31 protein-coding genes and 2 riboswitches are annotated in these 25,160 nt (G+C 49.7%); of the genes, 17 read left to right on the plus strand and 14 right to left on the minus strand.

From position 1 onward, the window contains the following. Positions 1-122 precede the first annotated feature (122 nt). Both KNO86_RS07470 and KNO86_RS07475 read right to left on the minus strand, forming a co-directional pair. Entirely contained in the window at positions 123-1,250 is a 1,128-nt protein-coding gene (locus KNO86_RS07470; protein ID WP_214694701.1) for a YfbR-like 5'-deoxynucleotidase, read from the minus strand. Positions 1,251-1,261: 11 nt separating this feature from the next. Beyond that, the gene (locus KNO86_RS07475) at positions 1,262-2,281 is read right to left on the minus strand and encodes an ion channel (protein WP_214694703.1); all 1,020 of its coding nucleotides are present in this window, start codon (positions 2,279-2,281) and stop codon (positions 1,262-1,264) included. 106 nt (positions 2,282-2,387) lie between these two features. On the opposite strand from KNO86_RS07475, the gene KNO86_RS07480 reads away from it, so the two are divergent. The 5 genes from KNO86_RS07480 (at position 2,388) to KNO86_RS07500 (ending at position 5,475) form a co-directional block, all read left to right on the plus strand. After that, complete coding sequence (locus tag KNO86_RS07480) at positions 2,388-2,846, plus strand: hypothetical protein (protein ID WP_214694705.1); 459 nt, start codon at positions 2,388-2,390, stop codon at positions 2,844-2,846. Further along, the gene (locus KNO86_RS07485) at positions 2,843-3,211 is read left to right on the plus strand and encodes a hypothetical protein (protein WP_012727458.1); all 369 of its coding nucleotides are present in this window, start codon (positions 2,843-2,845) and stop codon (positions 3,209-3,211) included. The genes KNO86_RS07480 and KNO86_RS07485 overlap by 4 nt, the downstream gene beginning before the upstream one ends. Continuing rightward, positions 3,208-4,437 (plus strand): glutathionylspermidine synthase family protein, encoded by a 1,230-nt coding sequence (locus tag KNO86_RS07490; RefSeq protein WP_214694707.1) that lies wholly within the window; start codon positions 3,208-3,210, stop codon positions 4,435-4,437. Before KNO86_RS07485 ends, KNO86_RS07490 begins: the two co-directional genes overlap by 4 nt. Continuing rightward, a complete protein-coding gene (locus tag KNO86_RS07495; RefSeq protein ID WP_074035708.1) occupies positions 4,434-4,847 on the plus strand; it encodes a DUF350 domain-containing protein in 414 nt (137 codons plus the stop codon). Before KNO86_RS07490 ends, KNO86_RS07495 begins: the two co-directional genes overlap by 4 nt. A 70-nt stretch (positions 4,848-4,917) precedes the next feature. After that, on the plus strand, positions 4,918-5,475 hold the full coding sequence (locus tag KNO86_RS07500; RefSeq protein WP_214694709.1) for a hypothetical protein: 558 nt from the start codon (positions 4,918-4,920) through the stop codon (positions 5,473-5,475). Between the two features lie 41 nt (positions 5,476-5,516). Here KNO86_RS07500 and KNO86_RS07505 read toward each other — a convergent pair whose 3' ends face one another. After that, positions 5,517-6,617, minus strand: a complete 1,101-nt coding sequence (locus tag KNO86_RS07505) for a globin domain-containing protein (protein WP_214694711.1) — start codon at positions 6,615-6,617, stop codon at positions 5,517-5,519. 186 nt (positions 6,618-6,803) lie between these two features. On the opposite strand from KNO86_RS07505, the gene KNO86_RS07510 reads away from it, so the two are divergent. Beyond that, entirely contained in the window at positions 6,804-7,244 is a 441-nt protein-coding gene (locus KNO86_RS07510; RefSeq protein ID WP_214694713.1) for an RrF2 family transcriptional regulator, read from the plus strand. A 22-nt stretch (positions 7,245-7,266) separates the two neighbouring features. Here KNO86_RS07510 and KNO86_RS07515 read toward each other — a convergent pair whose 3' ends face one another. After that, positions 7,267-8,199 carry a ring-cleaving dioxygenase gene (locus tag KNO86_RS07515; RefSeq protein WP_214694715.1) on the minus strand — a complete coding sequence of 311 codons (933 nt, stop codon included), beginning with the start codon at positions 8,197-8,199 and terminating at the stop codon, positions 7,267-7,269. 119 nt (positions 8,200-8,318) lie between these two features. On the opposite strand from KNO86_RS07515, the gene KNO86_RS07520 reads away from it, so the two are divergent. The 4 genes from KNO86_RS07520 (at position 8,319) to KNO86_RS07535 (ending at position 9,909) form a co-directional block, all read left to right on the plus strand. After that, positions 8,319-8,528 carry a helix-turn-helix transcriptional regulator gene (locus KNO86_RS07520; RefSeq protein ID WP_214694717.1) on the plus strand — a complete coding sequence of 70 codons (210 nt, stop codon included), beginning with the start codon at positions 8,319-8,321 and terminating at the stop codon, positions 8,526-8,528. Next, positions 8,525-8,992 (plus strand): hypothetical protein, encoded by a 468-nt coding sequence (locus KNO86_RS07525; RefSeq protein WP_214694725.1) that lies wholly within the window; start codon positions 8,525-8,527, stop codon positions 8,990-8,992. Before KNO86_RS07520 ends, KNO86_RS07525 begins: the two co-directional genes overlap by 4 nt. Positions 8,993-9,079: 87 nt before the next feature. Next, positions 9,080-9,412, plus strand: coding sequence for an ArsR/SmtB family transcription factor (locus KNO86_RS07530; RefSeq protein WP_214694727.1), 333 nt, complete (start codon positions 9,080-9,082; stop codon positions 9,410-9,412). After that, positions 9,409-9,909, plus strand: a complete 501-nt coding sequence (locus KNO86_RS07535; RefSeq protein ID WP_214694729.1) for an SRPBCC family protein — start codon at positions 9,409-9,411, stop codon at positions 9,907-9,909. Before KNO86_RS07530 ends, KNO86_RS07535 begins: the two co-directional genes overlap by 4 nt. A gap of 44 nt (positions 9,910-9,953) precedes the next feature. On the opposite strand, the gene KNO86_RS07540 is transcribed toward KNO86_RS07535, so the two are convergent. From KNO86_RS07540 to KNO86_RS07550, 3 genes are read right to left on the minus strand one after another with little or no spacing between them, the layout of a single operon-like run. Next, on the minus strand, positions 9,954-11,012 hold the full coding sequence (locus KNO86_RS07540; RefSeq protein ID WP_214694731.1) for a threonine aldolase family protein: 1,059 nt from the start codon (positions 11,010-11,012) through the stop codon (positions 9,954-9,956). 55 nt (positions 11,013-11,067) lie between these two features. Further along, positions 11,068-12,048 (minus strand): zinc-binding dehydrogenase, encoded by a 981-nt coding sequence (locus KNO86_RS07545; protein ID WP_214694733.1) that lies wholly within the window; start codon positions 12,046-12,048, stop codon positions 11,068-11,070. A gap of 2 nt (positions 12,049-12,050) precedes the next feature. Further along, positions 12,051-12,542, minus strand: a complete 492-nt coding sequence (locus tag KNO86_RS07550; protein WP_214694735.1) for a lactoylglutathione lyase family protein — start codon at positions 12,540-12,542, stop codon at positions 12,051-12,053. 118 nt (positions 12,543-12,660) lie between these two features. Between KNO86_RS07550 and KNO86_RS07555 the strand changes: the two genes are divergently transcribed. After that, positions 12,661-12,969 (plus strand): winged helix-turn-helix transcriptional regulator, encoded by a 309-nt coding sequence (locus KNO86_RS07555; protein ID WP_031422089.1) that lies wholly within the window; start codon positions 12,661-12,663, stop codon positions 12,967-12,969. 28 nt (positions 12,970-12,997) lie between these two features. Here the strand turns inward: KNO86_RS07555 and KNO86_RS07560 are convergent, their stop codons facing one another. Then, positions 12,998-13,378, minus strand: a complete 381-nt coding sequence (locus tag KNO86_RS07560; protein WP_074035677.1) for a VOC family protein — start codon at positions 13,376-13,378, stop codon at positions 12,998-13,000. A 75-nt stretch (positions 13,379-13,453) separates the two neighbouring features. Here KNO86_RS07560 and KNO86_RS07565 point away from each other — a divergent pair, with 75 nt between their 5' ends. Beyond that, a complete protein-coding gene (locus tag KNO86_RS07565) occupies positions 13,454-13,936 on the plus strand; it encodes a GNAT family N-acetyltransferase (RefSeq protein WP_214694737.1) in 483 nt (160 codons plus the stop codon). Positions 13,937-13,951: 15 nt separating this feature from the next. Here the strand turns inward: KNO86_RS07565 and KNO86_RS07570 are convergent, their stop codons facing one another. The 5 genes from KNO86_RS07570 to mtnK are packed head-to-tail and all read right to left on the minus strand — an operon-like array spanning position 13,952 to position 19,582. Further along, positions 13,952-14,953: an ABC transporter permease gene (locus KNO86_RS07570; protein ID WP_214694739.1), complete on the minus strand. Its 1,002-nt coding sequence runs from the start codon at positions 14,951-14,953 to the stop codon at positions 13,952-13,954. A gap of 1 nt (position 14,954) precedes the next feature. Then, positions 14,955-16,328, minus strand: a complete 1,374-nt coding sequence (locus tag KNO86_RS07575) for a sugar ABC transporter ATP-binding protein (RefSeq protein ID WP_214694740.1) — start codon at positions 16,326-16,328, stop codon at positions 14,955-14,957. Beyond that, positions 16,328-17,407, minus strand: coding sequence for a sugar ABC transporter substrate-binding protein (locus tag KNO86_RS07580; protein WP_214694741.1), 1,080 nt, complete (start codon positions 17,405-17,407; stop codon positions 16,328-16,330). Before KNO86_RS07580 ends, KNO86_RS07575 begins: the two co-directional genes overlap by 1 nt. Beyond that, positions 17,400-18,434 carry an S-methyl-5-thioribose-1-phosphate isomerase gene (gene mtnA / locus KNO86_RS07585; RefSeq protein WP_214694743.1) on the minus strand — a complete coding sequence of 345 codons (1,035 nt, stop codon included), beginning with the start codon at positions 18,432-18,434 and terminating at the stop codon, positions 17,400-17,402. Before mtnA ends, KNO86_RS07580 begins: the two co-directional genes overlap by 8 nt. After that, entirely contained in the window at positions 18,431-19,582 is a 1,152-nt protein-coding gene (gene mtnK / locus KNO86_RS07590; protein WP_214694751.1) for an S-methyl-5-thioribose kinase, read from the minus strand. Before mtnK ends, mtnA begins: the two co-directional genes overlap by 4 nt. 82 nt (positions 19,583-19,664) lie before the next feature. After that, positions 19,665-19,767: riboswitch (SAM riboswitch) on the minus strand. Between the two features lie 205 nt (positions 19,768-19,972). Further along, positions 19,973-20,074: riboswitch (SAM riboswitch) on the plus strand. Between the two features lie 70 nt (positions 20,075-20,144). On the opposite strand from mtnK, the gene KNO86_RS07595 reads away from it, so the two are divergent. Genes KNO86_RS07595 through KNO86_RS07610 form a run of 4 tightly spaced genes read left to right on the plus strand, consistent with a single transcriptional unit; the run spans position 20,145 to position 23,107 of the window. Beyond that, the gene (locus tag KNO86_RS07595) at positions 20,145-21,299 is read left to right on the plus strand and encodes a 2,3-diketo-5-methylthiopentyl-1-phosphate enolase (RefSeq protein ID WP_214694753.1); all 1,155 of its coding nucleotides are present in this window, start codon (positions 20,145-20,147) and stop codon (positions 21,297-21,299) included. Next, positions 21,296-21,946 (plus strand): 2-hydroxy-3-keto-5-methylthiopentenyl-1-phosphate phosphatase, encoded by a 651-nt coding sequence (locus KNO86_RS07600; protein ID WP_214694755.1) that lies wholly within the window; start codon positions 21,296-21,298, stop codon positions 21,944-21,946. The genes KNO86_RS07595 and KNO86_RS07600 overlap by 4 nt, the downstream gene beginning before the upstream one ends. Continuing rightward, the gene (locus tag KNO86_RS07605) at positions 21,943-22,560 is read left to right on the plus strand and encodes a methylthioribulose 1-phosphate dehydratase (RefSeq protein WP_214694758.1); all 618 of its coding nucleotides are present in this window, start codon (positions 21,943-21,945) and stop codon (positions 22,558-22,560) included. The genes KNO86_RS07600 and KNO86_RS07605 overlap by 4 nt, the downstream gene beginning before the upstream one ends. A 13-nt stretch (positions 22,561-22,573) precedes the next feature. Next, on the plus strand, positions 22,574-23,107 hold the full coding sequence (locus KNO86_RS07610; RefSeq protein WP_214694760.1) for a cupin domain-containing protein: 534 nt from the start codon (positions 22,574-22,576) through the stop codon (positions 23,105-23,107). A gap of 38 nt (positions 23,108-23,145) precedes the next feature. Here KNO86_RS07610 and KNO86_RS07615 read toward each other — a convergent pair whose 3' ends face one another. Beyond that, entirely contained in the window at positions 23,146-23,976 is an 831-nt protein-coding gene (locus KNO86_RS07615) for a TerC family protein (RefSeq protein WP_214694762.1), read from the minus strand. A 255-nt stretch (positions 23,977-24,231) separates the two neighbouring features. Between KNO86_RS07615 and folE2 the strand changes: the two genes are divergently transcribed. Then, the gene (gene folE2 / locus KNO86_RS07620; protein ID WP_214694764.1) at positions 24,232-25,143 is read left to right on the plus strand and encodes a GTP cyclohydrolase FolE2; all 912 of its coding nucleotides are present in this window, start codon (positions 24,232-24,234) and stop codon (positions 25,141-25,143) included. Positions 25,144-25,160 lie beyond the last annotated feature (17 nt).

Consider the following 25,160-nt stretch of genomic DNA (forward strand, 5'->3'; position numbering starts at 1 on the left):
GGATTTTGATTTTGTTGCATAGACCGATGTCCAAAAACAGTTCTCTCTCCCTAACTATTTTTCATTTGAATAGTTCAGTTGAACGAAACAAAGACGGATGGCTTGTGCCATCCGCCTATTCATCAACTTGTGACGTAATCTAGATCGTGCAAAATATAGGCCAAGAAGAAAATCATACTCGGGTTCTCATAACGCATCTGGACTTTACGGAGTTGTTCGCGATATGTGACCTCATACTCGGCCCCGTTCATCTTCCGCTCCATGTTCATCTTGATGAGGGCATCGAGTTTATCCATCATGTCGACGAGCATCCCTTCATACGTGTCATCTTTCGAATCAGCCATGTATCGACGGAACGCCGGCTGCATATATGCCGGCAACAGCCCGAGAAGACGTTCACTCTCTGCCCGTTCGTACGCCTCAAATGCCGCTCCCGTCTCTTGTGTCGAATGCTTGACCGGTCCGAGCACATCTCCGGTCACCCCTTCGACTAAGTCGTGACAAAGAAGACGTGCCACGAGTTCGGCGACATCGACGTCAACATCATACTTTTCACGCTCTAGGAGTCCGCTGAACATACCGAGCGCTGCTGCCCGAAAACCATGAATCGCATCGTTGTCGTCAATCGTATTGAAGCGCCCTTTCCAACGACGGACACTGTCCATCCGCATGACGTTCTCGATGAAGCGTAACACATCGGTCTCTGCCTCGACCTGGTCGAACAGCCAACGGACCGAATCAATCGGATGATGACGGAGAGCGGCTTTCATCTCTTCTAACTTGTCATCGAAATGAGGAGAGCCATGGGCGACTTCCCGTCGCACGAACAGCATCGCATCGAAAGAATCAATTCCGTCGACAATCCGTCCTTCGAACGAGTCATCTTCCGCCTCGACAACAAAACGGTGGAAGTGAGGACGTAACGACTGTGACAGCAACTCCACAAGACCGAGGCTCGCTGTCCGTTCCATGCGTTCGATGTGACCGATCAAGGTCGGCTCTTTTTTCGTCCGGTGCATGATTGGACCGGTCTGTACTTCATTCATGTCGTGGAAAATAGCTTTCCCGAGCAAATCGAGCAAGTCGACGTCACGCCCGTTCTCTTTTTCCACATAAGCCGCGATCAAGCTGAAGACCGCGACACGAAAGCTATGACTCGCTGCGTTATCATGATAATGAGGGGCATATTCGTCCCATCGTTGCACGTTTTGCATGCGTGTCATCTTTCGGATAAACGTTCCGTTATGCATGGTTTCACTCCTTATGATAATCGTTCAAATACATCGTCATGACAGACGACATAGAGCATGTCTGTGTCTTGTAGCGGCAAATCGAGCATCGTCGCCACATCTAATCGGTCATTGACCGCGATGAGTGTCACCCCTGATTCAAGTAAAGCCGTGTTCGCTTGCCGAACATTTTGCCACTCGATTTTTGGTTTCAACGCTTGGATGTTCCCGCCTGACTGTTTGCTTAACAATTGACGGAAAATCGCCGTCGTCCCTGGCTGTAACGTCGCTTTTGCCATTAAGAGGGAGACTGAGTCGTTCGCCAAAATAAAATCGTCGACGCGGACGTGTTTGAATTTCGAGATATTTCGTTCTTCACACACTTCAACGACCGTGTGCAAATCCACTTGATGTTCAGAGGACAGCGCCTCGACCGCTGAGGCGATCAAAAGCGATTTTCCATCGGCGAGTAATGTTTCCGTGATGCGCGCATCCGCAAAAATGGCGACGCGTCGTGCTTTCAGGACGTTCGCCTGCAATAAGACCGCTTCATCTGAGGCATCCCCTGAAACGAAGTGCACTTGATCGTGCACGTACGGCTCTTCGATCAACTGATCAATCAAGACGATTTCCGCTTTCGGTTCGTAGTTAAGTACTTCATCAATTGCTTTCTTCGTTTTCGGGGACCACCCGATATACACATAATGTCCTTCTCCACGATACACTAGTCTTCCCTCCCGTTTTAACCGTTGAAACGTCGCGCCGATTTCAACTAATTTTCCAATCAATGCCCCGATAATCCCAATCCCGAATAGGAACAAGAAAATTCCGAGCCATCGTCCTGCCACGGAGGATGGATAAAAATCTCCATATCCGACGGTCGTCAGCGTCGTCATCGTCCACCAGAATGAATCAAATAATGACCCGAACGTCTCTGGCTCTAACCAATAACCGAGTACGGTTCCTAGGATGATGATGCCAACTGACGCCAAGACGACATTCAAAAATGATAATTTCGCTAACCCTTTCCAGAAACGAAATAAGATATGCACTGTTTCCCCCTCCTTCTCTCTTATATACTAAACGTATCTACAAAAAGATTCACGAAACCATTTTGATCGTGATTCCGTATAAGAAGAAAAAAGGAAGGACTGACATATGAACTCAATCGTCTTAGAGTATCGTCTCTATAAAAATGAATTATCGTTCGAACCGCTATATCATTACACGTCTCTCGGATTAGACGAAGTGCTGGCCCGTCGCGAATGTGAGTTTTTCGTCAAAGACGGCATGACATACAAACAACGCTCGTCCGCCCTAGAAGGCGATCAATACTTCTTGATTTACGTCGACCGTTACACAGAAGGACCGATGGACAAACATGAAACGAGTGAGATCAAAGTCGAGATCCGTACGCTTGACGACCGATTTGACAACCCGCTGCTCGAAGCCTATTACGTCGACCGTCACCTCGATGCGCTCGCCATGCTCGGGAGCCAGTACCTGTATGTCGCCGGCAAAGAGTATGAGCGGGATTCAGCAGAAACAGATGAAGATCGTGGTGTGTACGTCATCTATGTCACACCGACGGGTTATGAATTGGAGGAATCAACATGAAGACAAGCAAGAAAATTTTAAGCGGACTATCGGTCGCAGTCTTGACCACTTCCCTTGCCGCATGTGGTGGGGACGAATATGAAGAGGCAGCACTCCCGGAAGAACCGACCGGCTACGAATGTGACGATTGGGACTGGGATGACGAGACTGAGTCGTATTATTGCGATGACGACCGTTCTCCTCACTATGGCAGCTATTTCTTACTCGGTAGTCTATTCCGCTCAAAAAATGCATTGAAGAGCTCTTCGTCATATAAGACGTATAAAGCTAACGGTGGTGCGACCGGTGCCGTATCGAACGGTTCTAATTCAGGATCGTCAAAATCTGGACTCGGCAGCGGCTCTAAAGGTGGATTTGGCGGATGACGCGTGACGAACTTTACAGTCAAATCCCTTATTTTTGGCCCGATTTAAACGATGAAGAATATGCCCTATATGACTGTTTCGAAATGACCGCCTCGCAGGTTGACTCGATTCGAGAAGCGACCGAGGCGGTTGATTCGATTTTTCGGAAGACGAATCAATTGTTGCGTACGCTACCGGACGAGACGCTCCGACTACTCGGTTACCCCGAGGCGAGTCTCCCTTTTTTACGGGAGAAGACAATCCCGCAAGAGACAATCATCGGTCGTTACGACTGGATCATGAAAGACGGTCAACTCAAATTGATGGAGTTCAATGCGGACACACCGACGTTCATTAAGGAACTGTTTGACGTGAACGGCGTAGTCGCTTCCGAGTTTGGTCTCCTCGACCCGAACAGGGAAGCGACCGCTCAACTGAAAACCGAACTGCGCAAGGCAATCGTCGCCGCATGGAAACGACTCGGACGAGAAGGCACACCAAAAATCGTCTTTACGGCACATGACGACAACATAGAAGACAAATGGACGGCGCGCTTTCTTCAAGAAACGCTCGACTTACCGTCTGAATTCGTACCGTTGCACGCTTTACTCGTCGACGAAGACGGTGTCTACACGCCATCGGGCGAACGGATCGACATCTTGTATCGTCAAACGTATCCGATTGAGCACCTTGTGGACGACCGAGCAGCAGACGGAGACTTGATCGGCATTCGGTTACTCGAACTGAACCTGCAAAAGCATGTGTCGTTACTCAACCCACTCTCTGCTTTTCTCATGCAGTCGAAAGGCGTACAAGCCTTGATTTGGGAATTGTATGAGACCGAGACATTGTTCGATGAAGCCGAGCGCGACATCATCGGAACCTATTTTTTACCGACTTACTTAGAAGACATACCGTTTCTCGGCGAATCGGATTACGTCAAAAAGCCAGCGTTCGGACGTGAAGGGGACTCCGTCATCTTGTACACGAAAGACGGCCAACCGTTTCACCGCGAAGCACTACAAACGTATGCGGAAGAAACAGCCGTGTACCAACAGTTCATCGAACTTCCGACACGGATGACGACGACCGTCAAAGGTCGCGTCGAGACACATTTTATGATCGGATGTTTTTGCTTGAACGGACATCCGTCCGCACTCGGCGTCCGCGCCGGTAGCATGATCACGAACAACCAATCTTACTACTTAGCCGTTGGCACACCTACACAAAAGGAGACGAACTCATGACATTCATCACACTCGATTCAATCTTAAGCTTCCTCGCCCACCTCGGGACAGGATTCGGTCTCATTCTCGCGGGACTCATCATCTTCGCCCTGACGACCAAATATTCGGAACGTAAGTTAATCAAAGAAGGCAACATGGCCGTCGCCTTGAAACTTTGGGGGAAAGCGCTCGGACTCGCCATCGTCATCTATACGGTTTGGGCGAACAGCGTCAACTTACTCGACGCATTCATCTGGGGACTCGTCGGGATTGTCGCTCAAGTATTAGCGTTCTGGACGTTTGAATATGTCCTCACGCCTGGCGTGAACTTAGAAAAAGAAGTCGAGAACGGCAACATGGCGATCGGTTTCAGCTTGTTCGCCGCATCACTCGTCGTCGGCATCATCGTCGCCGCGAGCTTGACGTACTAATTCAAACACCCCATGCACGCATTCGCGAGGCATGGGGTGTCTCTATTTATAACAGATTGGAGGAAGAGTCATGTCCAAACGAATCATCCTACTCACGATCGTCTCCAGTCTCATCGTCGTCGCTATCGCAGTCGGCGTCGGACTGTATACGTACACTAACATTCAGACTGACAAGTCATACGAAAATGCCCAAAAAGAACTGAACCGTTATATCACGATGAATGACTGGTACAATTTTGAGATTCATAACATGGAACAGTCTATTCTCTCTTTTTACACAAATGAAGATCGCTCCGTCATCGGTCTAGCCGAGATTGATGTCACGACAGGGTACTTAGGGTCTGTCACTAAACAAGTGACACCGGACGAACCGTTCGATTTTGTTGTGCTTGAAGACGGAGAAACCGAATATATCGCCGTCCATCTAAAAGAGCGCCCGGAAGATGTCGTTTATTTACGGTTGAACGGCGACGATGTCTCAAAAGACTTTCTCGTCAACGATCCCGAGAATGAAGGTTATGCCATGACATACGTCATCGAAACAACAAAACGATCAGATGGTATGTGGTCGCTTGAAACGTTGGATGCCAACAAACAAGTCATGCATTCAAGTGAACTCACGGAATAACCTACGTTGTGCATCAAGACGACTTTTTCTAGTCGTCTTTTTTAGTTGGTCGCGAGTACAGCAGACGGTCCGAAAAATTCATATCGTGCCTGAGGAATCACACGTACAACCGTCTCCATCATCGCATTTGGTCCGCACGTATAGACATCATGTCCTTCGACATCGAGTGCCTCAAGGTGTGATTCATTCATGCAACCCGATACGTCATCCACGTGTGTGATGAGGTGAAGTCCTTCTTTCTCGAGTTCGTCGAGTTCTTCGCCGAGTGGACGAAGATCCATACTCCGAACAGCATGCAACAATGTGACGGAACGCCCTTGTCCGAGTGCCGTCTTCGCCATATTGAAGAGCGGTGTAATGCCAATCCCTCCCGCAATCAGTGAAAGCGGACGATCTGATGCTTCAAGAATGAATTCTCCTGCCGGTGCGCTCACCGGAATTTCGGTACCAACCGTCTGTTCATGGAGCCAGTTCGAAACGAGCCCTTCTTGTTTCGGTGCAATCCAGTACCCGTTCTCTGTCGTATCGATGACACTATATTGGCGGTGGTGCAAGATGTCCTCGCCAACGATTCGCGCTTGAACCGAGATGTATTGTCCTGGGATGGCTGTACCGACGACTCCATCTTTCGCAACGAGACGGAAGCGCTTCACTTCCGGTGTGTCTTCAATGATTTCTTCGATGATGAACGATTTAAAGCCGATCCACGGTGCGTCATCATACATCTGTTTCTCGAGCGAGATGAAGACGTCTGCAATCACGCCATACGCTTTCGCCCATGCGTCGATGATGTCTGGTGTTGCCGCTTCTCCGAGGACGTCTTGAATCGCTCCAAGTAAGTTTTCACCGACGATTGGATAATGTTCTGGGCGGATATTCAAACTCTTATGTTTATGGAGTGCCGGTTGAATGGCAGGAAGAATCGCTTCGAGCCGGTCGATATGAAGGGCAGCCGCATAGACCGCGTTCGCAAGTGCCTCCGGTTGGCGTCCTCGTTTTTGGTTCGTATGGTTGAAGAAGTGACGTACTTCTGGATTTTGTTCAAACATTCGTTGATAAAAATGCTTCGTAATCGTCACACCATGTTCTTTCAAAACAGGCGCCGTCGCTTTTACAACCTCAATCGTTTGTTGATCTAACATGTGTTTATCCCCCTTTTGTTTCGTACACGTTCATTATGTGAGTCTAATCACCTTAAATCAATATATGAAATACTTCTTTAAAACAGATTTCACGATTCCGACTCATTTCTGCCATCACCCTTTCACATTTGTTCGAATCGCACTTTTAAACGTTGTCTTGTACAATGGAAAAAGAGGTGATGATGGATGAGACTCACGCAAACGTGTGACTACGCACTACGGACGTTGATGTATAGCGCCACGTTTTCGCATCGGCTGGTCACGATTCAAGAAGTGGCAGACCAATACAAAATCTCCAAAAATCATGTCATGAAAGTCGTATACGAGCTTGGCAAACATGGATACTTGGAGTCGGTTCGTGGCCGTGGTGGCGGGTTCCGTCTCGCGCGCCCGATGGAAGACATCAATGTAGGCGAGGTTGTTCGAACGATGGAACCGCTCGAGCTCGTGGAATGCTTCGGGGAAGGTCGATGTGTGATCGCACCGGCCTGTGACTTACGAAGTGTGTTGAATGAGGCGATGCTGGCGTTCTTTCAAGTGCTCGACCGTTACACGATTGCCGATCTCGTCGCCAATCGAACGAACGAACTTGCCCTGCTCTTAGGCGTACAAAACCCGACGGACTGAAAAAAGTCCGTCGGGTTTTTGATTACAGTGGTTTTAACTTTTCCTCGATTTCCGCTCGTCTCGACTCTAGAAACGGAGGCAAGGCCAAGCGTTCTCCGAGTGCTTCAACTGATTCATCCGTCGCGAACCCCGGTTCATCTGTTGCCAGTTCTACTAAGATCCCACTCGGTTCACGGAAGTAGATCGACTGGAAATAATAACGGTCAATGAGACCAGAGTGACTGATCCCATGTGCGTCAAGTTTCTCAATCCACTTTGTCATATCGTCTGTATCTTCCACTCGAATCGCCACATGATGCACACTTCCCCGCCCTGGTCGTTCCGATGGCAAATCCGGCCGATCAACGAGATGAATCTCTGTCGCCACGCCACCTTCTCCCGTCTCAAAAACACGCACATCGTGGCCATTCCGTTCAAACGTCGTCACATATCGATAACCGAGTATTTCAGTCAGCACCTGTGCCGTCTTGTCAATCCGCCGTACCGTCCACTCACTAAACCCGAGACCGAAGATGCCGAGATCCGTTGGAACAGGACCATTTGTCCAAGGTGTCCCGCTCCCTCCTTCCACCAGACAGAGGCGTTGGCCTTCATGATCTTCGAACGAAAGGGTTGCCCTTCCTAAAACCGACTCGATTTCTCCGTAAGATACATCGAACGTGTCAAAACGCTCTTGCCAATATGCGATTGCCCCGTCCGGCACCCTGAGCGCTGTTCGAGAGATACTGTTTGACCCTCGATACGTCTGCCCGAGAAACGGAAGCTCAAAGAACGTCAAATCGGTTCCGGGCGTCCCCGTTTCGTCCGCATAAAACAGGTGATACATCGATGGGTCATCCTGGTTCACTGTCTTTTTGACGAGCCGCATCCCTAGTATTTCCGTGTAGAATCGTAAGTTCCTTTTGGCATCACCGGTCATCGCCGACACGTGATGTTGTCCTCCAATCGCTTTCATCCGCTCTCTCCCCTTTCGACTATATCGTTATTGTATCACCTCTAATAAAGTAAAGTATCCTTTACATTATGTAAAGTTTATTTTACACTAGTGGTAGAAACTAGAAATGAGGTGGCACGATGCCATTAGTCAACCGCGTAAAAGAACTGCGTGCCCGGCACCAGTTAACCCAAGGCGACCTTGCCGAAAAGGTCGGTGTGACGAGACAGACGATCATCTCGCTCGAGAAAGGTAGCTACACGCCGTCACTCATGCTGGCGATGCACATCGCACGGGTGTTCGAGGAACCGGTCGAATCTATATTCACAATCGAGGAGGAAACAAAATGAAACACGTCGTCGTTCAGTCTATTTCCAGCATCATCTTGTATATCCTGATGGCTTTTCTATTCAGCTCATTTCTATCTGATGTATCGAAGACCGTCATCGAGTCTGACAGATTTCTCATTGAATTCAACTTACTGCCTATACTGTTACTGGTTATTTTCGGTATTGTTTGGACAGTGTATTCATTTAAAACGCGACCGAATAAACAGTTGAGCTTTACTCAATGGTCTGTCCGGATGACCGAGTTCAGTGAAGTCGATGAGCGCGAACAAATCATCACAGCGAAAGCGACTAAAGCGGCATACGTTTCGTTCGGCATCTCAGTTCCTATTTTTATGGGGTCGTTCATGTTTTATCCGTTATTTGAAGACACACTTCCCGCATATCCAATCTATGCACTCGCTTCTACGCTCATCATCGCGACACTCGTCTACATGACGACTTGGATTCGCGGATATCGACATTAAGGAATTCATCACGGATTCCTTTTTATATTCCTGTTTTAGAATATTCCATATGGGGAATACAAAGAAATAAGAGGACGGTGACGAAAGATGGAAGAGAAACTGGCTTCTTTGTTTCAAGCGTTAGCCGACCCGAATCGGTTACGGATGATTGAATTGTTACGGAAACAGGAGTGGACGGTCGGAATGATGGCAACACAGCTTGGAATCAGTCAACCGCAGACGTCAAAGCACTTGCGAATCTTACATGATGCGGGGCTTGTCACGGTAACGATTGATGCCAACCGGAGACGCTACGCGCTCAAGTCTCAAGCACTTGAACCGTTAGATGCTTGGCAGACCTATATCGCGCGGGAAACAGAGCGTCTCGATCGATTGGAATCGTTTTTAACGGAGTCACAACGAGAGGAGAATAAATCATGAGTACGGTCAAATCACATGTAGAGGGCACGACATTGATTATGGAACGTCTGTTCAAGGCACCACGGCAACTTGTATTCGAAGCATTCTCGACACCCGCACATTTAGAAAAATGGTGGGGACCGGCTGGATGGGAGACGAAAGTATACAGCTTCGACTTCAAACCAGGTGGAATTTGGCACTACTGCATGACGTGTGTTGACAAAAATCAAGGTGACTTTTACGGCATGGAGTCATGGGGAAAATCGACCTTTATCGAGATTGATCCCTATTCCCGAATCGTCTATACGGATGCGTTCTCAGATGCGGACGGACACGTCAATCCGGACTTACCTGTCATGACCATCACGAATGAGTTTCTCGATACATCGGAAGGCACACTATTCATTAGCCGCTCCGAATTCCCGAATGAAGAAGCTCTCCAACAAGTCGTCGAGATGGGAGCTGTCGAAGGATTCACCTCTCAACTCGATCGTCTTGAAGCGATTGTCAGCCAGTAAAAAACATGCACCGTTCCCGAAATAGGAATGGTGCATGTTTTAATTTATCTGAACTGTCGAAACAATACGTCAAGCTGTTCTGGCGTGATTTCCTCAAACGTATCCCCGATGCTGACTTCGGTTGAACAAAATCCTTCTTTTTCAACGAGATATCCCGTAATGCCCACCCCAGTTTTTTCTTGAATGCGCGCAATGTTCTCACTTAGTTCTTCCTTCTCCCCTTGAAAATGTAAGTGGAACATATTCGTGACGGGGATGCGTGGTGTCGTCCACACTCCATCGATTTCATTAAAGCGTGCTGCCAACCGCACTGCATCGTCCCGATACCGGGTCATCTTGTCTTTCCGTAACTCATAATAATAATCGGAAGAAAGAATATACGGGTAAAGGCTAATCAAATCACCGCCGTAGCGTCGCTTCCACACCTTCGACGTGTCACAAAATGATTTCGGTCCAGCAAGGATGGCACCGGCAATCCCACCGATTCCTTTATAAAACGAGACGTATACGCTATCGAAGAGTGCGCAGATTTCAGATGCTTCTTTTTCGTAATACGGGAGCGATTCGAACAGTCGCGCACCGTCTAGATGCAGATAAATCCCTTTTTCACGACAGTGTTCATGAATTGCCACAAGTTCCTCGAACGTCGGCAATTCCCCTCCGATTTCCCGTTGTGGCAGTTCGAGCAATAGACACGCGATATCCGGTAACGCTTGGATCTCTTCGAGCGTCATAAGACGATTTTCGTCCCCGACTAAAATCGGTTCGATGTGATGTATCTCCTTCAAACCATCCTGCTCATGGATTTCAAGGTGACAGAGCGGATGATACGCGACCGTGTTCTTCCCTGTTTCATCACACCAAATGCGCAGGGCAATCTGTTGCGCCATCGTGCCGCTCGGAAAGAATACCGCCGACTCTTTCCCAAGAACTTGTGCCATCTTCTCTTCAAACTGGCGAATCGTTTTCCCTTGTCCATACTGGTCACTCGGCTCATCGTCACGCACCTGTTCAAACGCACGTTTCAACACCCCGACTTCCCGTTTGCCGTGACCGCTCAACTGAACATCTGTCTGTCGATACGTGTCTATTAATCGCTCCATTCTTTCGCCTCCTCGACAAATAAACTCCCTGTCAGTATAACAGGGAGTCCTCTACTCAGTCGCGAATCCGGACGATGAGTTTACCGCGTACTTTCCGCGTTTGTAGTTTTTCAAGACCTTCTTTCAACTGGTCGAATGATAACACTTCTGTGACGAGATCGTTCAGTTCACCTGCATCGAGCAAGTTCATCAACTCTTCGGCCATATACGCCAAGTTGCGAATCGCATGCTCGTCCTCGCTCGCATGTGCTGCCCCGAGTGCCACTTCATGAATCGACGGGGATAACGTGAAGCCTTTCATGTTCGTCATATCTGGTGGACCGGCGATATAGGCGAGGTGTCCGCTGAACGCGAGACGATCGAGGTCGGCCGTCGCGACGTCGCGACCGACCGTGTTCAAAATCAAGTCGACACCACGTCCATCCGTCTCTTCCATGATTCGTGCCGTCACGTCCTCGACGTTATAATCAATCGCCACGTCTGCCCCGAGTGATTCTACCCACTCAAAATTCTCCGGAGATGCCGTCGTGAACACTTTTAACCCGAGGCGTTTTGCGAGCTGAATCGCAAAGCCACCGACACCGCCCGCTCCAGCGTGTACGAGAATCGTCTCCTTATCCCGCGTGTTCAGCTTCTGCATGACCGCTTCATAAGCTGTCATTCCGGCACACAGAATCGAAGCCGCCGCCTCATCACTTACACCTTGTGGAACGACCGCACACGCCCGAGCATCAACGACCGTGTACTCGGCGAACCCTCCATATTTCGAAAGATCCGTATGCACGGCTACACGTGAACCCGTAATGATGTTGGCGATACTTGAACCGACCTCGACGACTTCTCCGACGAGATCGACACCCAGAATGTGTGGATATGCCCAGTTCGGGTTTCCGTTTGAACCGACTTTATAGTCGACCGGGTTCAAGGCGACCGCTTCGACACGAATCAACAGTTCTCCCGTTCCTGGTGTCGGTCGGTCGATTTCTCCAATATGCAGATGATCTAGACCGGGTTGATCGAGTAGCCATGCTTTCATGTTTAGTAAGCTCCTTCCGAATATGTGAGTTCGTATGAATGTGAATAAATTTCAACGAGATTACCGAATGGGTCTTCGCAGTACACCATACGATATGGTTTCTCGCCTGGGTAGTATTCACGAATCGGCATCCGCTGTTTGCCGCCATGTGCGACAATCTTCTCGACAAGTCCTTCGATGTCAGGGTCTTGTACACAGTAGTGGAAGATCCCTGTCTTCCAAAACTCGAAGTTGTCTTCTGGTGTCTCTTTATTCGGGAACTCGAATAACTCGATTCCAATTCCGTCTCCTGTTGACATATGGGCGATGCGGAATTTACCCCAGCCTGGTCCGAAGACGTCTGTACACATCACGCCGATTGGCGAATCATCCTCGACGACGTCTGATGGTGTCATGATGGTATACCACCCCATCACGTCCTCATAAAATTTTACGGCCTCGGTTACGCTCGGCACAGAAAGACCGATGTGTGAAAATGTTCTTGGATACGTCATGTTTCATCTACTCCTTTTTGTTTGCTCAATTTAGCGTATAACGATAAGATACTGTCATTGAAGCAAGAAAAAAAGTACGCACATTGAAGTAACTACCCGAAAGTGAGGCTCTTTGAACATGACCACATCGTTCCCCGTCAACCGCGCACTCGAGATTATCGGCGGCAAATGGCGCCCTCAAGTGTATTGTACGCTTCAAGATGGACCGCTCCGTTTTTCTGACATTCAACGGGCGATTCCTGACGTCAGCCGAAAAGTGTTGACCGATCAATTGCGTGAACTCGAACAGCTCGGTATGGTTCGCCGTGTCGACTATTCGACCGAAAAGCACCTCCATGTCGAGTATTCATTAACTGAAGATGCTCTCGGCCTTCAGCCTGCCATGAATGCCCTTTGTTCATGGGGAGAGTGCCACGACAACAAATAATCCCGAGCCACATGGCCCGGGATTATTTTTATGAAGCGAACAGACTGATCAAATTCCCATCCGCATCGTACAGGATGGCGTAACGTTGTCCCCAGAACGCATCCCATGGAGCTTTGTGTGACGCATAGCCTTGTTCAAGTACCGTGTCATATAATCGGTCGAGCGCCTCACGACTTTCACATAAGAAGGCAAGCTCGATCCGATGCCCGTCTGCCTGTTTCCATTCCCCGTATACTGATTCGGCCACTTCTACCGTATCGAACGCGAGACGCACGCCTCCTTCGTCAATCTCTACATGCGCTTCCCCGTTCATCGCTTCTGGAATCTCAAACCCAAGCGCCCGATAAAAGTCGAGCGACCGCTTCATATCCGTCACGACGATCCCGACCATGTCCAACTTAACTGCCATCACGTTCCCTCCCCTTGTTTTCATGATACGATTTGAGTGTAGCATGACCACTTCCATTAGAGACGAGGAATTTTTATGAGCCATACGTTTCAACCACTCACCCAAGAGCAAGCCGAATTAATCGCTTTCAAGTGGCGCTATGAAGGCGACTACGCGTTTTACAATATGGATGCCGACGAAGAAGATCTCGCCTCATTTTTAGATGCGGATGAACGAGGTGATACAACGTTCGCCATCCTTGAAGCGAGTGAGCTAATTGGCTTTGTCACGTTGGACTTCGAATCAGCGGATGCTGCCTCCATCGGTCTCGGCATGCGCCCTGATTTGACGGGGAGCGGCAACGGACATCGATTCCTCACTTCAATCCTTAATTGGATCGAGGCGACATATGGGACTCGAACAGTGCATCTTGCCGTCGCCACGTTCAACAAGCGAGCCATCCGTTTGTATGAATCACTCGGTTTCCTCCCACAAGACACGTTCATGCAGGAGACGAACGGTGGTGTGTATCCGTTTCTCGCAATGACGCGTGAACAAAGCGAACCCCCGAACAACTGATGTCCGGGGGTTTTGTCATGTCCGCTGTTTCTTTTGAATATAAGAAAGACCGAGCGCTCCAATCAAAATCGTCCCTTTGACGATGTCTTGTGCATAATACGGTACGTCCCACATCGTCAGCCCATTCAAGAGAATCCCGATTAAAATAGCTCCAATCAATGTCCCAATGACATTCGGACGCCCCGTCCCAAAGACGGCATAACCGATATAAGCAGCCGCAACGGCGTCCATCAAGAGGGGCGCCCCAGCCGAAACTTGCCCCGTCCCGATTCGAGATGCGAGAATGATGCCGCCGATGGCCGCAAACAATCCACTGAGCACGTAGGCATACAACTTGATGCGATTCACGGCAATCCCAGAGCGGCGTGCCGCTTCTGCGTTCGACCCGACGTAATAAAACTCACGCCCGGTACGTGTATACGTTAAAAACAGATGAGCCCCAATGAAGAACAACAGCATGAGTAGGGCGACGAACGGAATCGGACCGATTGTTCCTTGTCCAATAAATAAAAAGGATGGAATGAAGCGTCCTGGCGCCGTCCCCCCTTCAATCGGCATGTTGTCATAGATGGAGAATCCTTTCGTATACGTCAATTGAATCCCGTTAATGACGTACATGATGGCGAGTGTCGCTAGTAAATCCGGTAACCGGAATTTGATCGTGACGAGCGCATTCAATAATCCGACGAGAATCCCGAGTGCGAGCGGAATCAGTAGGGCGACGAGAAGCTCTTGTCGATGAAGGACAAGGCTTGCCGCTGCCCCGATTGTCGCGAGACTCGCCGTCGACCCGACCGATAAGTCGAAACCGCCAACGATGAGCGAAAACGTGACGCCGAGGGCAAGTAACGACACGATTGAAACCGATTTGATGATGTCACTAAAGTTTGCATACGTCAGAAATTGATCGTTCGTCACGGTAAAGACCGCAATCAAACCAAAGATTGCAAGTAACGTCCCGTGTTGACCGATATGACCGCTGATTCGTTTTCGTTCCTTGACCACTAATTGTGCCATGTCATGCGCCTCCTTTCTCTACAAATTGTCCACGGTCGAGCCAAAGAATCCGATTGGCGACCCGTTCAAGTTCATGTCGCTCACTTGACGTGAACAACACGGTTTTCCCTTGTTTCGCGAGTGCAATGACGCGTTCATACACATCTTGCTTCGCTGCAATATCAATTCCTTTTGTCGGTTCGTCGAGCAGATAGATATCTCGGTCGTCGAGTAGCCATTTGCTAAAGACGACCTTCTGCTGATTTCCACCACTCAGCTCACCGACCGCTTGTTTCACATTCGCATAGCGAACGCGAAGCGATGCCAATACGTCAGAGACACCATCGGTCTTTCCTGCGACAGAAACCACGTTCCGCTCAATCGTTTCGTCTAGAAATAATCCGTGACGTCGTCTCTCCTCTGGAACGAGCGCAAACCTTGCGCGTACGGCGTCTGTCGGATCTTTGATCACGTATGTTGTTCCGTCAACTGTGATGGATTGACGAAGCCCAGAAAGACCGAACAAGGCTTCCACCAGTTCCGTCTTCCCGCTTCCCGTCAACCCTCCAATCCCGAGCACTTCCCCGCGGTACGCTTCAACGGAGAGATTCGTACCGAACGCAGGGAGGGTCAACTGCGCGGATAAGCGAATCTTCTCTTCAGGGATTGCCTTCTCCTGTGTCCCTTCAAATGTCGCCCCACTCAAAAAGGTTTGAACGGCTTCCGTAGAAAGGGTTTGAAACGGTCCCTCATATACAACGCGTCCGTCTCGAAGAAACGTAGAGGTCGAGGTGACGCGCGTGAGCTCATCTGATCGGTGCGTGACCAACACGATGCCTACCCCTTCTGCCGCCAGCGTTTGTAATAATTCAAGCAAGGCAGCGGCATCCGTTTCCGACAAGGCAGCGGTCGGCTCATCGAGTAATAAATACTTGGCATCACTCTCGAGTGCCCGGGCGATGAGAAGACGTTGCTTTACGCTGAGCGGATAGTGACCGGCCGGACGCGTTGGATCGATGTCTAAACCGACCCGGGATAGCACGTCTTTTGCCTGCTGTTTCAACAGTTGTGGGCGAATCCGCTTCACCGTCTGCCATGGGAGAACATTTTCGTATACAGGCAAATCCAAATAGAGCGCATCGTCCACTTCTTGCGATACGGTGATGATGCCTTGACGAATGGCTTCCGCCGGTGTGAGACGGATGGTTGTCCCATCGATGGACAGCTCGCCGGACGTCGGTTCGACCGTTCCGTTCAGCAGTTTGATGAGCGTACTCTTACCCGCCCCGTTCAGACCGAGGAGTCCATGAATGTCTCCCGGTTTTAGGCTGAACGACAGTTGATTGAGTACGGTCACCTCACCGTACTGTTTCGTGATTCGTTCCAAGCAAATCATCAGTCCGTCTCCTTCATCCAGTCCGACCATGCCGCATTCGACTCACCCCAACCTTTAACGTACTGTCCGAGGTCATTCATCGTGACAGGCTCATCCGGCAAGACGTCACGGTCGACTAAATACGGATCAACCGAGTGAATCGAAGGGGTTTCTTCCCCGACCACTTTTTGATAAGCGTAACGGACTTGAATGCGACCAATTTCAGCAGGATCTGTCGCGGCCGTCACGCCCCACGGACTCCCGTCCTCTTGCATGAGTTGTAGGTCTTCGTCACTCAAGTCAATCCCGTAAACCGCAATTTCGTCACGTCCTGCTTGCTTGATGGCACGGCTCGCCCCTTTGGCGAACTCATCCCACATCGCAAACACCGCATCGATTTCGCCTTCCGGATACTTCTTTAAAATTGCCTCCATCTGACTTTGTGTATCGAGCGCTGTATTGTTCGTCGCCGAACCAAATTTCGCGACTTCTTGGATGCCCGGGTAACGTTTCAAGAACGCGTCATAAATCGTATGACGACGTTCCATCGGCGTGAATCCGCCGACCCAGATTGTGACGATGTTCCCTTCCCCGTCCAAATCTTCAGCAAGTGCTTTGAGTAAGCGCCAAGCGAGGGAATAATCATCTTGATCGATGACCGTCACCCCTTCATTCGTTAAATCGTTGTCGAATGCGACGACTTTGATGCCCTTATCGAGCGCCCGTTGAACAGGCTCTTTCAAGGCATCGGCACGTCCGTGGTCAATCAAGATCACATCGACGCCTTGTGTTGTCGCCGTATCGACGTAACTCGCCATCTTCGACAAATCATTATCGGCGTTGTACACTTTCACGTTTCCTCCGAACGCTTCGACTTGCTCGGTCACCCCTTCGATATATTGCGAAGAAAATGTCCCAATCGACATTTGCATGACGAGTGCGACCTCTAGGTCTTTCGGAAGCGTCTCATTTGAGACGCTGACTGTTTTTGTCTCCGCTTTATTTGTTGTCGCGGTCGTTTTCGGTTGCGCCTGTTCGTTCGTGCATCCGGCAAGCGCCAGAATGACGGTCAACAGGAAGAAGATGATTTTTTTAGACATATGCGTTTCCTCCTACGTGTTGTACAATGACCGACTCGGTCGGTTCGAGCACACCCGTCTCTGTGATCAGACCGGTGATGAGTTCTGGTGGGGTCACATCAAACGCCGGATTGAAGACGGTGATGCCGACAAGTGCCGTCGGGTGTCCCCCGATATGGGTCACTTCATGTGCGTCCCGTTCTTCGATTTGAATCGTGTCGTCTGCTTCCAAATCAAACGTCGAATGCGGGGCTGCCACATAAAACGGGATGCCGTAATGCTTCGCCAAAATCGCGAGTTGGAGTGTCCCAATCTTGTTGGCCGTATGACCGGTACGAGTGATGCGATCCGCCCCGACGATGATGGCATCGATTTGTTTCGTCTGAATCGTCCACCCCGCCATATTATCCGTGATCAATGTGACGTCGATGTCTGCTCGGTCGAGCTCCCATACCGTCAACCGTGCCCCTTGAAGCAGTGGACGAGTTTCCGACGCGAACACACGAAACGGGATGCCCCGCTCTTTTCCGACATAGAACGGTGCGAGCGCGGTACCGTACCGTGACGTCGCTATGGCACCGGCGTTACAAATCGTCAACACGTTCCCTCCAGCAGGTAACACGGTCAACGCATGTTCACCAATCGTGCGATACGTGGCCACGTCTTGTTCATAGATTTCAATCGCACGCGCTTTGATTGCTTTTGCGATCTGCTCAAAGTCTTCCCCCACATTCAGTCGAAGGAGTGATTCGATGACGTGTTGTAAGTTGACCGCTGTTGGTCTTGTCGCAATCAACCGTTGACCAACCTGATTCAATTGGAGATGAAAATAGGGATTGTCTTGCAGGCGTGACGCTTCTTTTGCAAGGACGAACGCACCGAAATAAGCGATGGCCGGCGCACCCCGGACTTGAAGCGACTTGATCGCCTGTTCGGCCTGTTCGAGCGTCAACACTTCGATATAGCGCTCTTCTTGCGGCAACAGCGTCTGATCTAAAATCGTCAACACTTCCGTGTCGGCATCGAAATGTATACTTTGCACACTCATACCCGCACCTCCGATAGAACCGGGATCAGCTGATCGATGGATTGAATCTGATGACGCTGTTTGATGAGACGCGTGCCAAGTTCTAGGGCGTGACGTTTCCGTTCGATCCGAAGGTCGTCTGGTAATGTTTCTAAGTCAGCAACGCCCGCTAGACCGACCGTCCGACGAATCAATTCGCAGCCTGCGTAGCCGATCGCATCACTCAAAATCGATGGCAACAGTTCGTCCACGAATCCTACTGTGTTGAACGGCTCGACCGCCTGTGTGAAGCGGGTGCGGAACGTTTTTTCGAACGTCTCCCACAGAGTGAGCACTTCTGTGAAGCGTTCGAACCGCTTCAACGGATGTGCATACGTCGAGAACACCAAATGGGCGATGATTTGACCGATGTCAAAACCGAATGGACCGTAAAAGGCAAACTCAGGATCGATGATTTTCGTTTCCTGACGCGTCGCAAAAATGCTTCCTGTATGTAAATCCCCATGTAGCAACGCTTCATGTTTGGTCACGAACCCAACCTTCAATTTCGTCACTTCAATTTTCAAGGCGAGATCTGACCACAGCTGCTCCACGTCCGGACGAAGAGCCGTTTCGATTTGATTCGATTCTGCATCACGATACGGGTCGGTGAAGATCAGCTTTTCCGTGATATCGCATAGCTCTGGATTGTAATACTCTTTTTCGATTTGTTTCTTGGCGAGCGGTCCTTTCGCATAGTCAGACGTCGCAAACAACGTCTCCCCGAGGAATGTACCGACGTGACGCGCCAAATTCGGATAGCTCTCTCCTTTTAGGAAGCCTGTCCGGACGATTTCAAAAGCTGACAAATCTTCCAAAATCGTATAGGCGAGTTCACGGTCACTACCGAGTACATCCGGTACGAATTGTGGTACGACTTTTGAAAACTCACGGAGGGCCAGTTGTTCAATCCACGAACGGTCAAGCGTGAGCGGCCAACTCTCTCCAACAACTTTTGCGTACGGCAACGCCTGTTTCACAATCAATGACGTTTCTCCTTGACGAATGCGAAAGACGAGATTTAAATTTCCATCTCCAATTTCCTCACATTCTGCAATCCCCTCTTCTAGTAACCCCAACTGTCGAACGTGTTCGACGACACTTTGTTCTGTAAACGCCTCATAAGCCATGATGATTTTCCCCTTTCTTGAATCTATGCATGAAAAAAGCCCCTTTCTCCGCGAGAAAGAGGCACACCCAAATTGGTTGTTCCTCTCATCTTTCAGACATATGTCTGGTGGATGTAGCACCGTGCCAAATGGTCGGTTGCTGCGGCGTCTTAGGGCCAATTCCCTCTGCCAACTCGCGATAAGAGTAAATGATGTAATTGTGTTTGACGTGTTGAGACGAATATTACGGACTAGGCACGCTAGTTGTCAATCCTCTATTTTCGATCGACTCCCTATTTTTGACACGCATATATAGAAACATTATTTTTAAACTTTTTTTCTCAAAAAAAGGAATTGACGAGTGAGCGATTCTATGTAAAAATTCAATTAAATTTCACAACTTCACAACTATTCTTATCAAGAGCAGACGGAGGGACAAGCCCGATGATGTCGCAGCAACCGACCAGTAATGGCACGGTGCTAATTCTTGCAGCTATCGCTGAGAGATAAGAGTTCATTGTTTTCGAATGACCTCTTGCCTTGGCATGAGGTCATTTTTTGTTTGACCTGAAAGGAGGAACTTATGGGAGTCATCGCAACTTATGAAATCAAACATACCGATCACGTCGAACGCGTGGCTGAGAAAATCGCACATGAGCTGACCGTCGGGACATGGACCGAATTGAACCATCTCGAACAGCATCAACTACAGGCATTCCGCGGTGAGGTCATCGATACCTCCCAACAGGAAACGACGAGTCGCTTCTCGATTCGTTACCCGCTACATAATGTGACGCCGGACTTTTCATCCATTCTGACGACGACATTCGGAAAGCTGTCGCTCGACCCAAACGTCCAACTTGTCGACCTATCGCTCCCGAATGAGCTCGCATCGGACTTTCCGGGTGCCGCATTCGGTGTTGAAGGGGTCCGCGACATCCTTCAAGTACACGACCGACCGCTCGCCATGAGCATCTTCAAAGGTGTCATCGGCCGGGATCTCGACTTTTTGGCGACACAGCTCCGTGACCAATTCAACGGCGGAATCGACCTCGTCAAAGACGATGAGATTTTATATGACAATCCGCTCACCCCATCGCTCGAACGGGCTCGAATTGGAGCATCGATCATTCAAGAACATCAAGAATTGACGGGTCGTTCCGTTCTATACGCCGTCACGTTGAGCGGACCCGTTTTCACCTTACGCGATCAGGCAAAACGTTTGATCGAGGCAGGCGCGACCGCATTTTTGTTCAACGTGTATACGTACGGGCTTGACGTGTTACGAGAGCTCGCCAAAGACCCTGAGATTCACGTCCCGATTTTGGCACATCCTGCTTTTGCGGGAGCGTTGACCGGATCGATTCGTCATTCCCTCCTCTTTGGGAAACTGATTCGACTCGCCGGGGCGGACTTGACGCTCTTCCCGTCGCCATATGGTTCACTCTCGACACCGAAAGACGAAACACAACAGATTCAAACGTATGCGACGGAATCCCATTGGACGAAACCGATTCTGACTGTCCCGTCTGCCGGGATTCACCCAGGACTCGTTCCGGATTTGATTCGTGACTTCGGAACGGATGTCGTCATCAATGCAGGCGGTGGGATTCATGGGCATCCCGACGGTGCGGTTGCTGGAGCGAGGGCGTTCCGCCAAGCAATCGATCAGGTAATCGGTAAAACGAGCGAGACCGATGCGTTATCGACTGCGCTGAATGCGTGGGGTGCGCGATGAGTACGCACGTCATCTGTGATTTCGACGGAACCATCACGGAAGAAGATAACATCATCGTGTTGATGCGACGCTTCGCCCCACCTGAATGGGTCGAACTCAAAGATGGTGTTTTGAACCAAACGCTCTCCATTCGAGAAGGCGTCGGTCAGATGTTCAGCCTGCTCCCGAGTCATCAGGAGACTTTGTATCGCGACTTTCTGCAGTCGACCATCACGCTTCGAGCGGGGTTTGTCGAGTTTTTGCAAGAGATACAATCACAGGGTTTTCGATTTGATGTCGTCAGTGGAGGCATGGACTTTTTCGTCCATCCGATTCTAGAAGGTCATGTCGCACCGGAACACATCTACTGCAATCACGTTGATTTTTCAGAAGCGACAGCGCGCGTCACATGGCCTCATTCATGTGATGCCCATTGCTCGAACGATTGCGGATGTTGCAAGCCGACGATTGCCCGACAGATCGTCTCACCTACCGACACGTTAATCGTGATCGGGGATTCCGTCACCGATTTTGAAATCGCCAAACGCGCCGACGTCGTGTATGCGCGCGGTCAACTGATTTCGCTATGCGAGGCGGAAGGAATTCACTATGTTCCGTTCGAGACATTCCATGACATTTCAGCTTATATGAAAGGAGTGAACGTATGACTGTACAAGAACGATGGGTCGAACTTGCCGACATTAAAGACGAGCTCGCCGCACGGGACTGGTTCCCCGGCACGAGCGGCAACCTGGCAATCCGCGTATCGGACGACCCGCTGACGTTCCTCGTGACAGCAAGCGGTCGTGATAAACGAAAGCGTACGGATGAAGACTTCGTTCTCGTCGATGCGACCGGTCAATTGATTGGAGAACACTCAGGCAAACCGTCCGCGGAGACGTTGCTACACGTCGAAATCTTTAACAACACGAACGCAACCTGTTCCCTTCACGTGCATACGGTCGACAATAACGTCATCTCGGAGCTTTATGCAGCAAAAGGTCATGTTACGTTCACGGGTCAAGAAATCATCAAGGCACTCGGCCATTGGGAGGAAGCGGCAATTGTCCGGATCCCGATTGTCGAGAACCATGCGGATATCCCGACGCTTGCCCGTGCATTTGCCCCACATGTTACAAGTGATGCCGGTGCTGTTCTCATCCGGAACCATGGGATCACCGTTTGGGGCGAAACGCCCGCTGCGGCAAAACGTTATTTAGAGTCATATGAATTTTTGTTTAGCTATTCATTAAAATTACGCGCCTTAGGCGTCCATTCATAAGGAGGAATTCAACATGGCAACGATTTATTTTCAACAAACCGAAGAACGTGTCAGTGATCAACAAGAGGTACGTGACTTTTTAGAATCACGAGGCATCCTTTACGAAGCATGGGACATCGCGAAATTACCGGCTTCCCTTCAAGAGAACTATCAACTAACAGACGAAGACAAAGCCGTCATTTTATCGACGTTCCAAGACGAGATTCAAGACGTATCGACGCGACGTGGTTACCAAACGGCTGACGTCATCTCCTTGTCCGATGCGACGCCGAACTTAGACGAACTGCTCGTCAACTTCCAAAAAGAACATCACCATACGGACGACGAGGTTCGTTTCATCGTCAGTGGTCACGGCATCTTTGCGATTGACGATGCAGAACGCGGTTACTTCAATATCGAGCTCAATCCGGGTGACCTCATCTCCGTACCGGTCAACACACGTCATTACTTCACATTGCAAGAAGACCGCCAAGTCGTCGCCGTTCGTATTTTCGTGACGACCGAGGGCTGGGTGCCGATTTACGAAAAAGAGAATGTACAGGCATAAGAAAAGGTCTCTCGCTTAAAAACGAGAGACCAATTTTTTTAATGTTTGACCGCTGTCGGTTTCGATGAGAACCAGCCCCATGTCGCAATCCCGACCATGACTGACCAGAAGAAGATGGTCCAAGCTGTCGAGTGGACGAATCCGTCTGGGAGTCCCATGAATTCGAACGGCGTACCGGCAATCAATTCTTTGAACCCTGGGTGCTCGAGTACGAGAACCGTCAATTTGACCCCGACCCAACCGACGATGATGAAGGCGGCCGTTTCAAGTGTAGGACGTTGATGAAGCAATTTGACGAAAATACGTGCCGCAAATCGCATCAAGACGACCCCGATGAGTCCACCAGTCAAGACAACGAAGAACTGACCTGAGTCAATCCCACCGATTTCACCGAGACCGAGTGGTGGCAGGCTGACCGCAAGCGCGACCGCGGCTAAGATCGAATCGACCGCAAAAGCGATGTCCGCAAACTCGACTTTCGCAACAGTGAGCCAAAACTCTTTCTTCGATACCGGCTTTTCTGTGACAGCCGTCTCTTCTTTCGCTTCGGCCGCCAACTCCTGTTGCGGCTCCATCTTCCTCGCCTTATAGGTCATATACAGGTGTCGCGCACTCATTCCGATTAAGTAAAGTGCACCGAGTGCCTGTACTTGCCATACGTTGATCAAGAACGAGATCAAGAACAATGCGATAAATCGGAAGACGAACGCCCCGAGGAGACCATAAAATAATGCCTTCTTCTGCTCTGTACGCGGCAAGTGTTTGACCATGACGGCCAAGACGAGCGCGTTGTCTGCAGATAATAAGCCTTCCAAACCGACGAGCACGACGACGATCCAGGCATACTGCAGGACTAACTGCCAATCCATAAAAACATCTCCTTTTTTCTTTCAATTCCTTCATATTTAATAGTGATCTATTTTTTAAGTTCACAGGACCATTTTATTCCCGTTCACAAAGTAAATCAATCCTCTTTCTTCAATATCTGAAGGATTTTTTTGCGATTGCATATTCAAAACATGTTATGAGAGCAAAATCATACCCGTTCAGCCATCATTTCGTGATAAAATCCTAACAAGAACGAGTGGTCCTTTGAACCGCTCTAAAAAAAGGAGAATCCGATTATGTCTACAAGCCATGTCGCTTTACCTACTAAAGCAGAACGACATAAATTGTTCGGGTCGGTCCCACCGATTAAAGGAACAAAGCCGACCGAGAAAGAACAGATGGTCGATTTACAAAATACACCGAAAAACTTCTTATTCGCCCTCGACAGTGTCGGCATCTCAAATGTGAAGCACCCTGTGAACGTCGAGACGCCAGAAGGGGTCCAATCAACGGTCGCTACATTCGAATTGACGACATCGCTCGTTCAAGACCGTAAAGGAATCAACATGTCTCGTTTGACGGAACAGCTCGACGCGTACCATCAACAAGGGTGGACGGTATCGAACCGTTCGTTGATCGAGTTCGCACAGGAGCTTGCCGAGCGTATGGAACAAACGGAAGGCCAATTGACAATCCGTTACCCATGGTTCTTCACGCGTAAAGCACCTGCGACAGGTCTTAGCGGTTTGATGAACGCGGACGTCATGCACCGTGTGACGTACAACCTTGAAACGGGCGTCGCAAACGTGACGGTCGGTCTCGTCATCAATGTCACGACGCTTTGCCCATGTTCAAAAGAAATCAGTGAGTACAGCGCCCATAACCAACGTGGTTATATCACGATTGAAGCAGGTCTTGATGAGACGTCGATGGACGGATTCGACTGGCGTGCAGCCCTTCTCGATGCAGCGGAGTCGAACGCCTCAGCACCACTCCACCCGGTCCTCAAACGTCCGGATGAAAAACGTGCGACTGAAATTGCGTACGAAAACCCGCGTTTCGTCGAGGACATGGTCCGCTTGATCGCGGCTGACTTGTACGAGATGAAAGAAGTCTTGAACTTCTTCGTCGAATGCCGTAACGAAGAATCAATTCACCAGCATGATGCCATCGCATCGATCACATTCGATAAGCGCCAAGACGCATAAAAAATGCGGAACCTCTT

It is taken from the genome of Exiguobacterium sp. s160 (assembly GCF_018617575.1).
Classification (GTDB): Bacteria; Bacillota; Bacilli; order Exiguobacteriales; family Exiguobacteriaceae; genus Exiguobacterium; species Exiguobacterium aestuarii_A.

Coding starts and splice junctions, on each gene's coding strand:
- KNO86_RS07500 (WP_214694709.1), top strand. CDS start 4,918: ATGTCCAAACGAATCATCCTACTCACGATCGTCTCCAGTCTCATCGTC.
- KNO86_RS07550 (WP_214694735.1), bottom strand. CDS start 12,542: ATGACGTATCCAAGAACATTTTCACACATCGGTCTTTCTGTGCCGAGC.
- KNO86_RS07595 (WP_214694753.1), top strand. CDS start 20,145: ATGGGAGTCATCGCAACTTATGAAATCAAACATACCGATCACGTCGAA.
- KNO86_RS07495 (WP_074035708.1), top strand. CDS start 4,434: ATGACATTCATCACACTCGATTCAATCTTAAGCTTCCTCGCCCACCTC.
- KNO86_RS07560 (WP_074035677.1), bottom strand. CDS start 13,378: ATGGCAGTTAAGTTGGACATGGTCGGGATCGTCGTGACGGATATGAAG.
- mtnK (WP_214694751.1), bottom strand. CDS start 19,582: ATGGCTTATGAGGCGTTTACAGAACAAAGTGTCGTCGAACACGTTCGA.
- KNO86_RS07480 (WP_214694705.1), top strand. CDS start 2,388: ATGAACTCAATCGTCTTAGAGTATCGTCTCTATAAAAATGAATTATCG.
- KNO86_RS07510 (WP_214694713.1), top strand. CDS start 6,804: ATGAGACTCACGCAAACGTGTGACTACGCACTACGGACGTTGATGTAT.
- KNO86_RS07615 (WP_214694762.1), bottom strand. CDS start 23,976: ATGGATTGGCAGTTAGTCCTGCAGTATGCCTGGATCGTCGTCGTGCTC.
- mtnA (WP_214694743.1), bottom strand. CDS start 18,434: ATGAGTGTGCAAAGTATACATTTCGATGCCGACACGGAAGTGTTGACG.
- KNO86_RS07485 (WP_012727458.1), top strand. CDS start 2,843: ATGAAGACAAGCAAGAAAATTTTAAGCGGACTATCGGTCGCAGTCTTG.
- KNO86_RS07575 (WP_214694740.1), bottom strand. CDS start 16,328: ATGATTTGCTTGGAACGAATCACGAAACAGTACGGTGAGGTGACCGTA.
- KNO86_RS07505 (WP_214694711.1), bottom strand. CDS start 6,617: ATGTTAGATCAACAAACGATTGAGGTTGTAAAAGCGACGGCGCCTGTT.
- KNO86_RS07570 (WP_214694739.1), bottom strand. CDS start 14,953: ATGGCACAATTAGTGGTCAAGGAACGAAAACGAATCAGCGGTCATATC.
- KNO86_RS07605 (WP_214694758.1), top strand. CDS start 21,943: ATGACTGTACAAGAACGATGGGTCGAACTTGCCGACATTAAAGACGAG.
- KNO86_RS07545 (WP_214694733.1), bottom strand. CDS start 12,048: ATGAAAGCATGGCTACTCGATCAACCCGGTCTAGATCATCTGCATATT.
- KNO86_RS07610 (WP_214694760.1), top strand. CDS start 22,574: ATGGCAACGATTTATTTTCAACAAACCGAAGAACGTGTCAGTGATCAA.
- KNO86_RS07555 (WP_031422089.1), top strand. CDS start 12,661: ATGACCACATCGTTCCCCGTCAACCGCGCACTCGAGATTATCGGCGGC.
- KNO86_RS07515 (WP_214694715.1), bottom strand. CDS start 8,199: ATGAAAGCGATTGGAGGACAACATCACGTGTCGGCGATGACCGGTGAT.
- KNO86_RS07535 (WP_214694729.1), top strand. CDS start 9,409: ATGAGTACGGTCAAATCACATGTAGAGGGCACGACATTGATTATGGAA.
- KNO86_RS07565 (WP_214694737.1), top strand. CDS start 13,454: ATGAGCCATACGTTTCAACCACTCACCCAAGAGCAAGCCGAATTAATC.
- folE2 (WP_214694764.1), top strand. CDS start 24,232: ATGTCTACAAGCCATGTCGCTTTACCTACTAAAGCAGAACGACATAAA.
- KNO86_RS07520 (WP_214694717.1), top strand. CDS start 8,319: ATGCCATTAGTCAACCGCGTAAAAGAACTGCGTGCCCGGCACCAGTTA.
- KNO86_RS07540 (WP_214694731.1), bottom strand. CDS start 11,012: ATGGAGCGATTAATAGACACGTATCGACAGACAGATGTTCAGTTGAGC.
- KNO86_RS07530 (WP_214694727.1), top strand. CDS start 9,080: ATGGAAGAGAAACTGGCTTCTTTGTTTCAAGCGTTAGCCGACCCGAAT.
- KNO86_RS07470 (WP_214694701.1), bottom strand. CDS start 1,250: ATGCATAACGGAACGTTTATCCGAAAGATGACACGCATGCAAAACGTG.
- KNO86_RS07580 (WP_214694741.1), bottom strand. CDS start 17,407: ATGTCTAAAAAAATCATCTTCTTCCTGTTGACCGTCATTCTGGCGCTT.
- KNO86_RS07490 (WP_214694707.1), top strand. CDS start 3,208: ATGACGCGTGACGAACTTTACAGTCAAATCCCTTATTTTTGGCCCGAT.
- KNO86_RS07525 (WP_214694725.1), top strand. CDS start 8,525: ATGAAACACGTCGTCGTTCAGTCTATTTCCAGCATCATCTTGTATATC.
- KNO86_RS07600 (WP_214694755.1), top strand. CDS start 21,296: ATGAGTACGCACGTCATCTGTGATTTCGACGGAACCATCACGGAAGAA.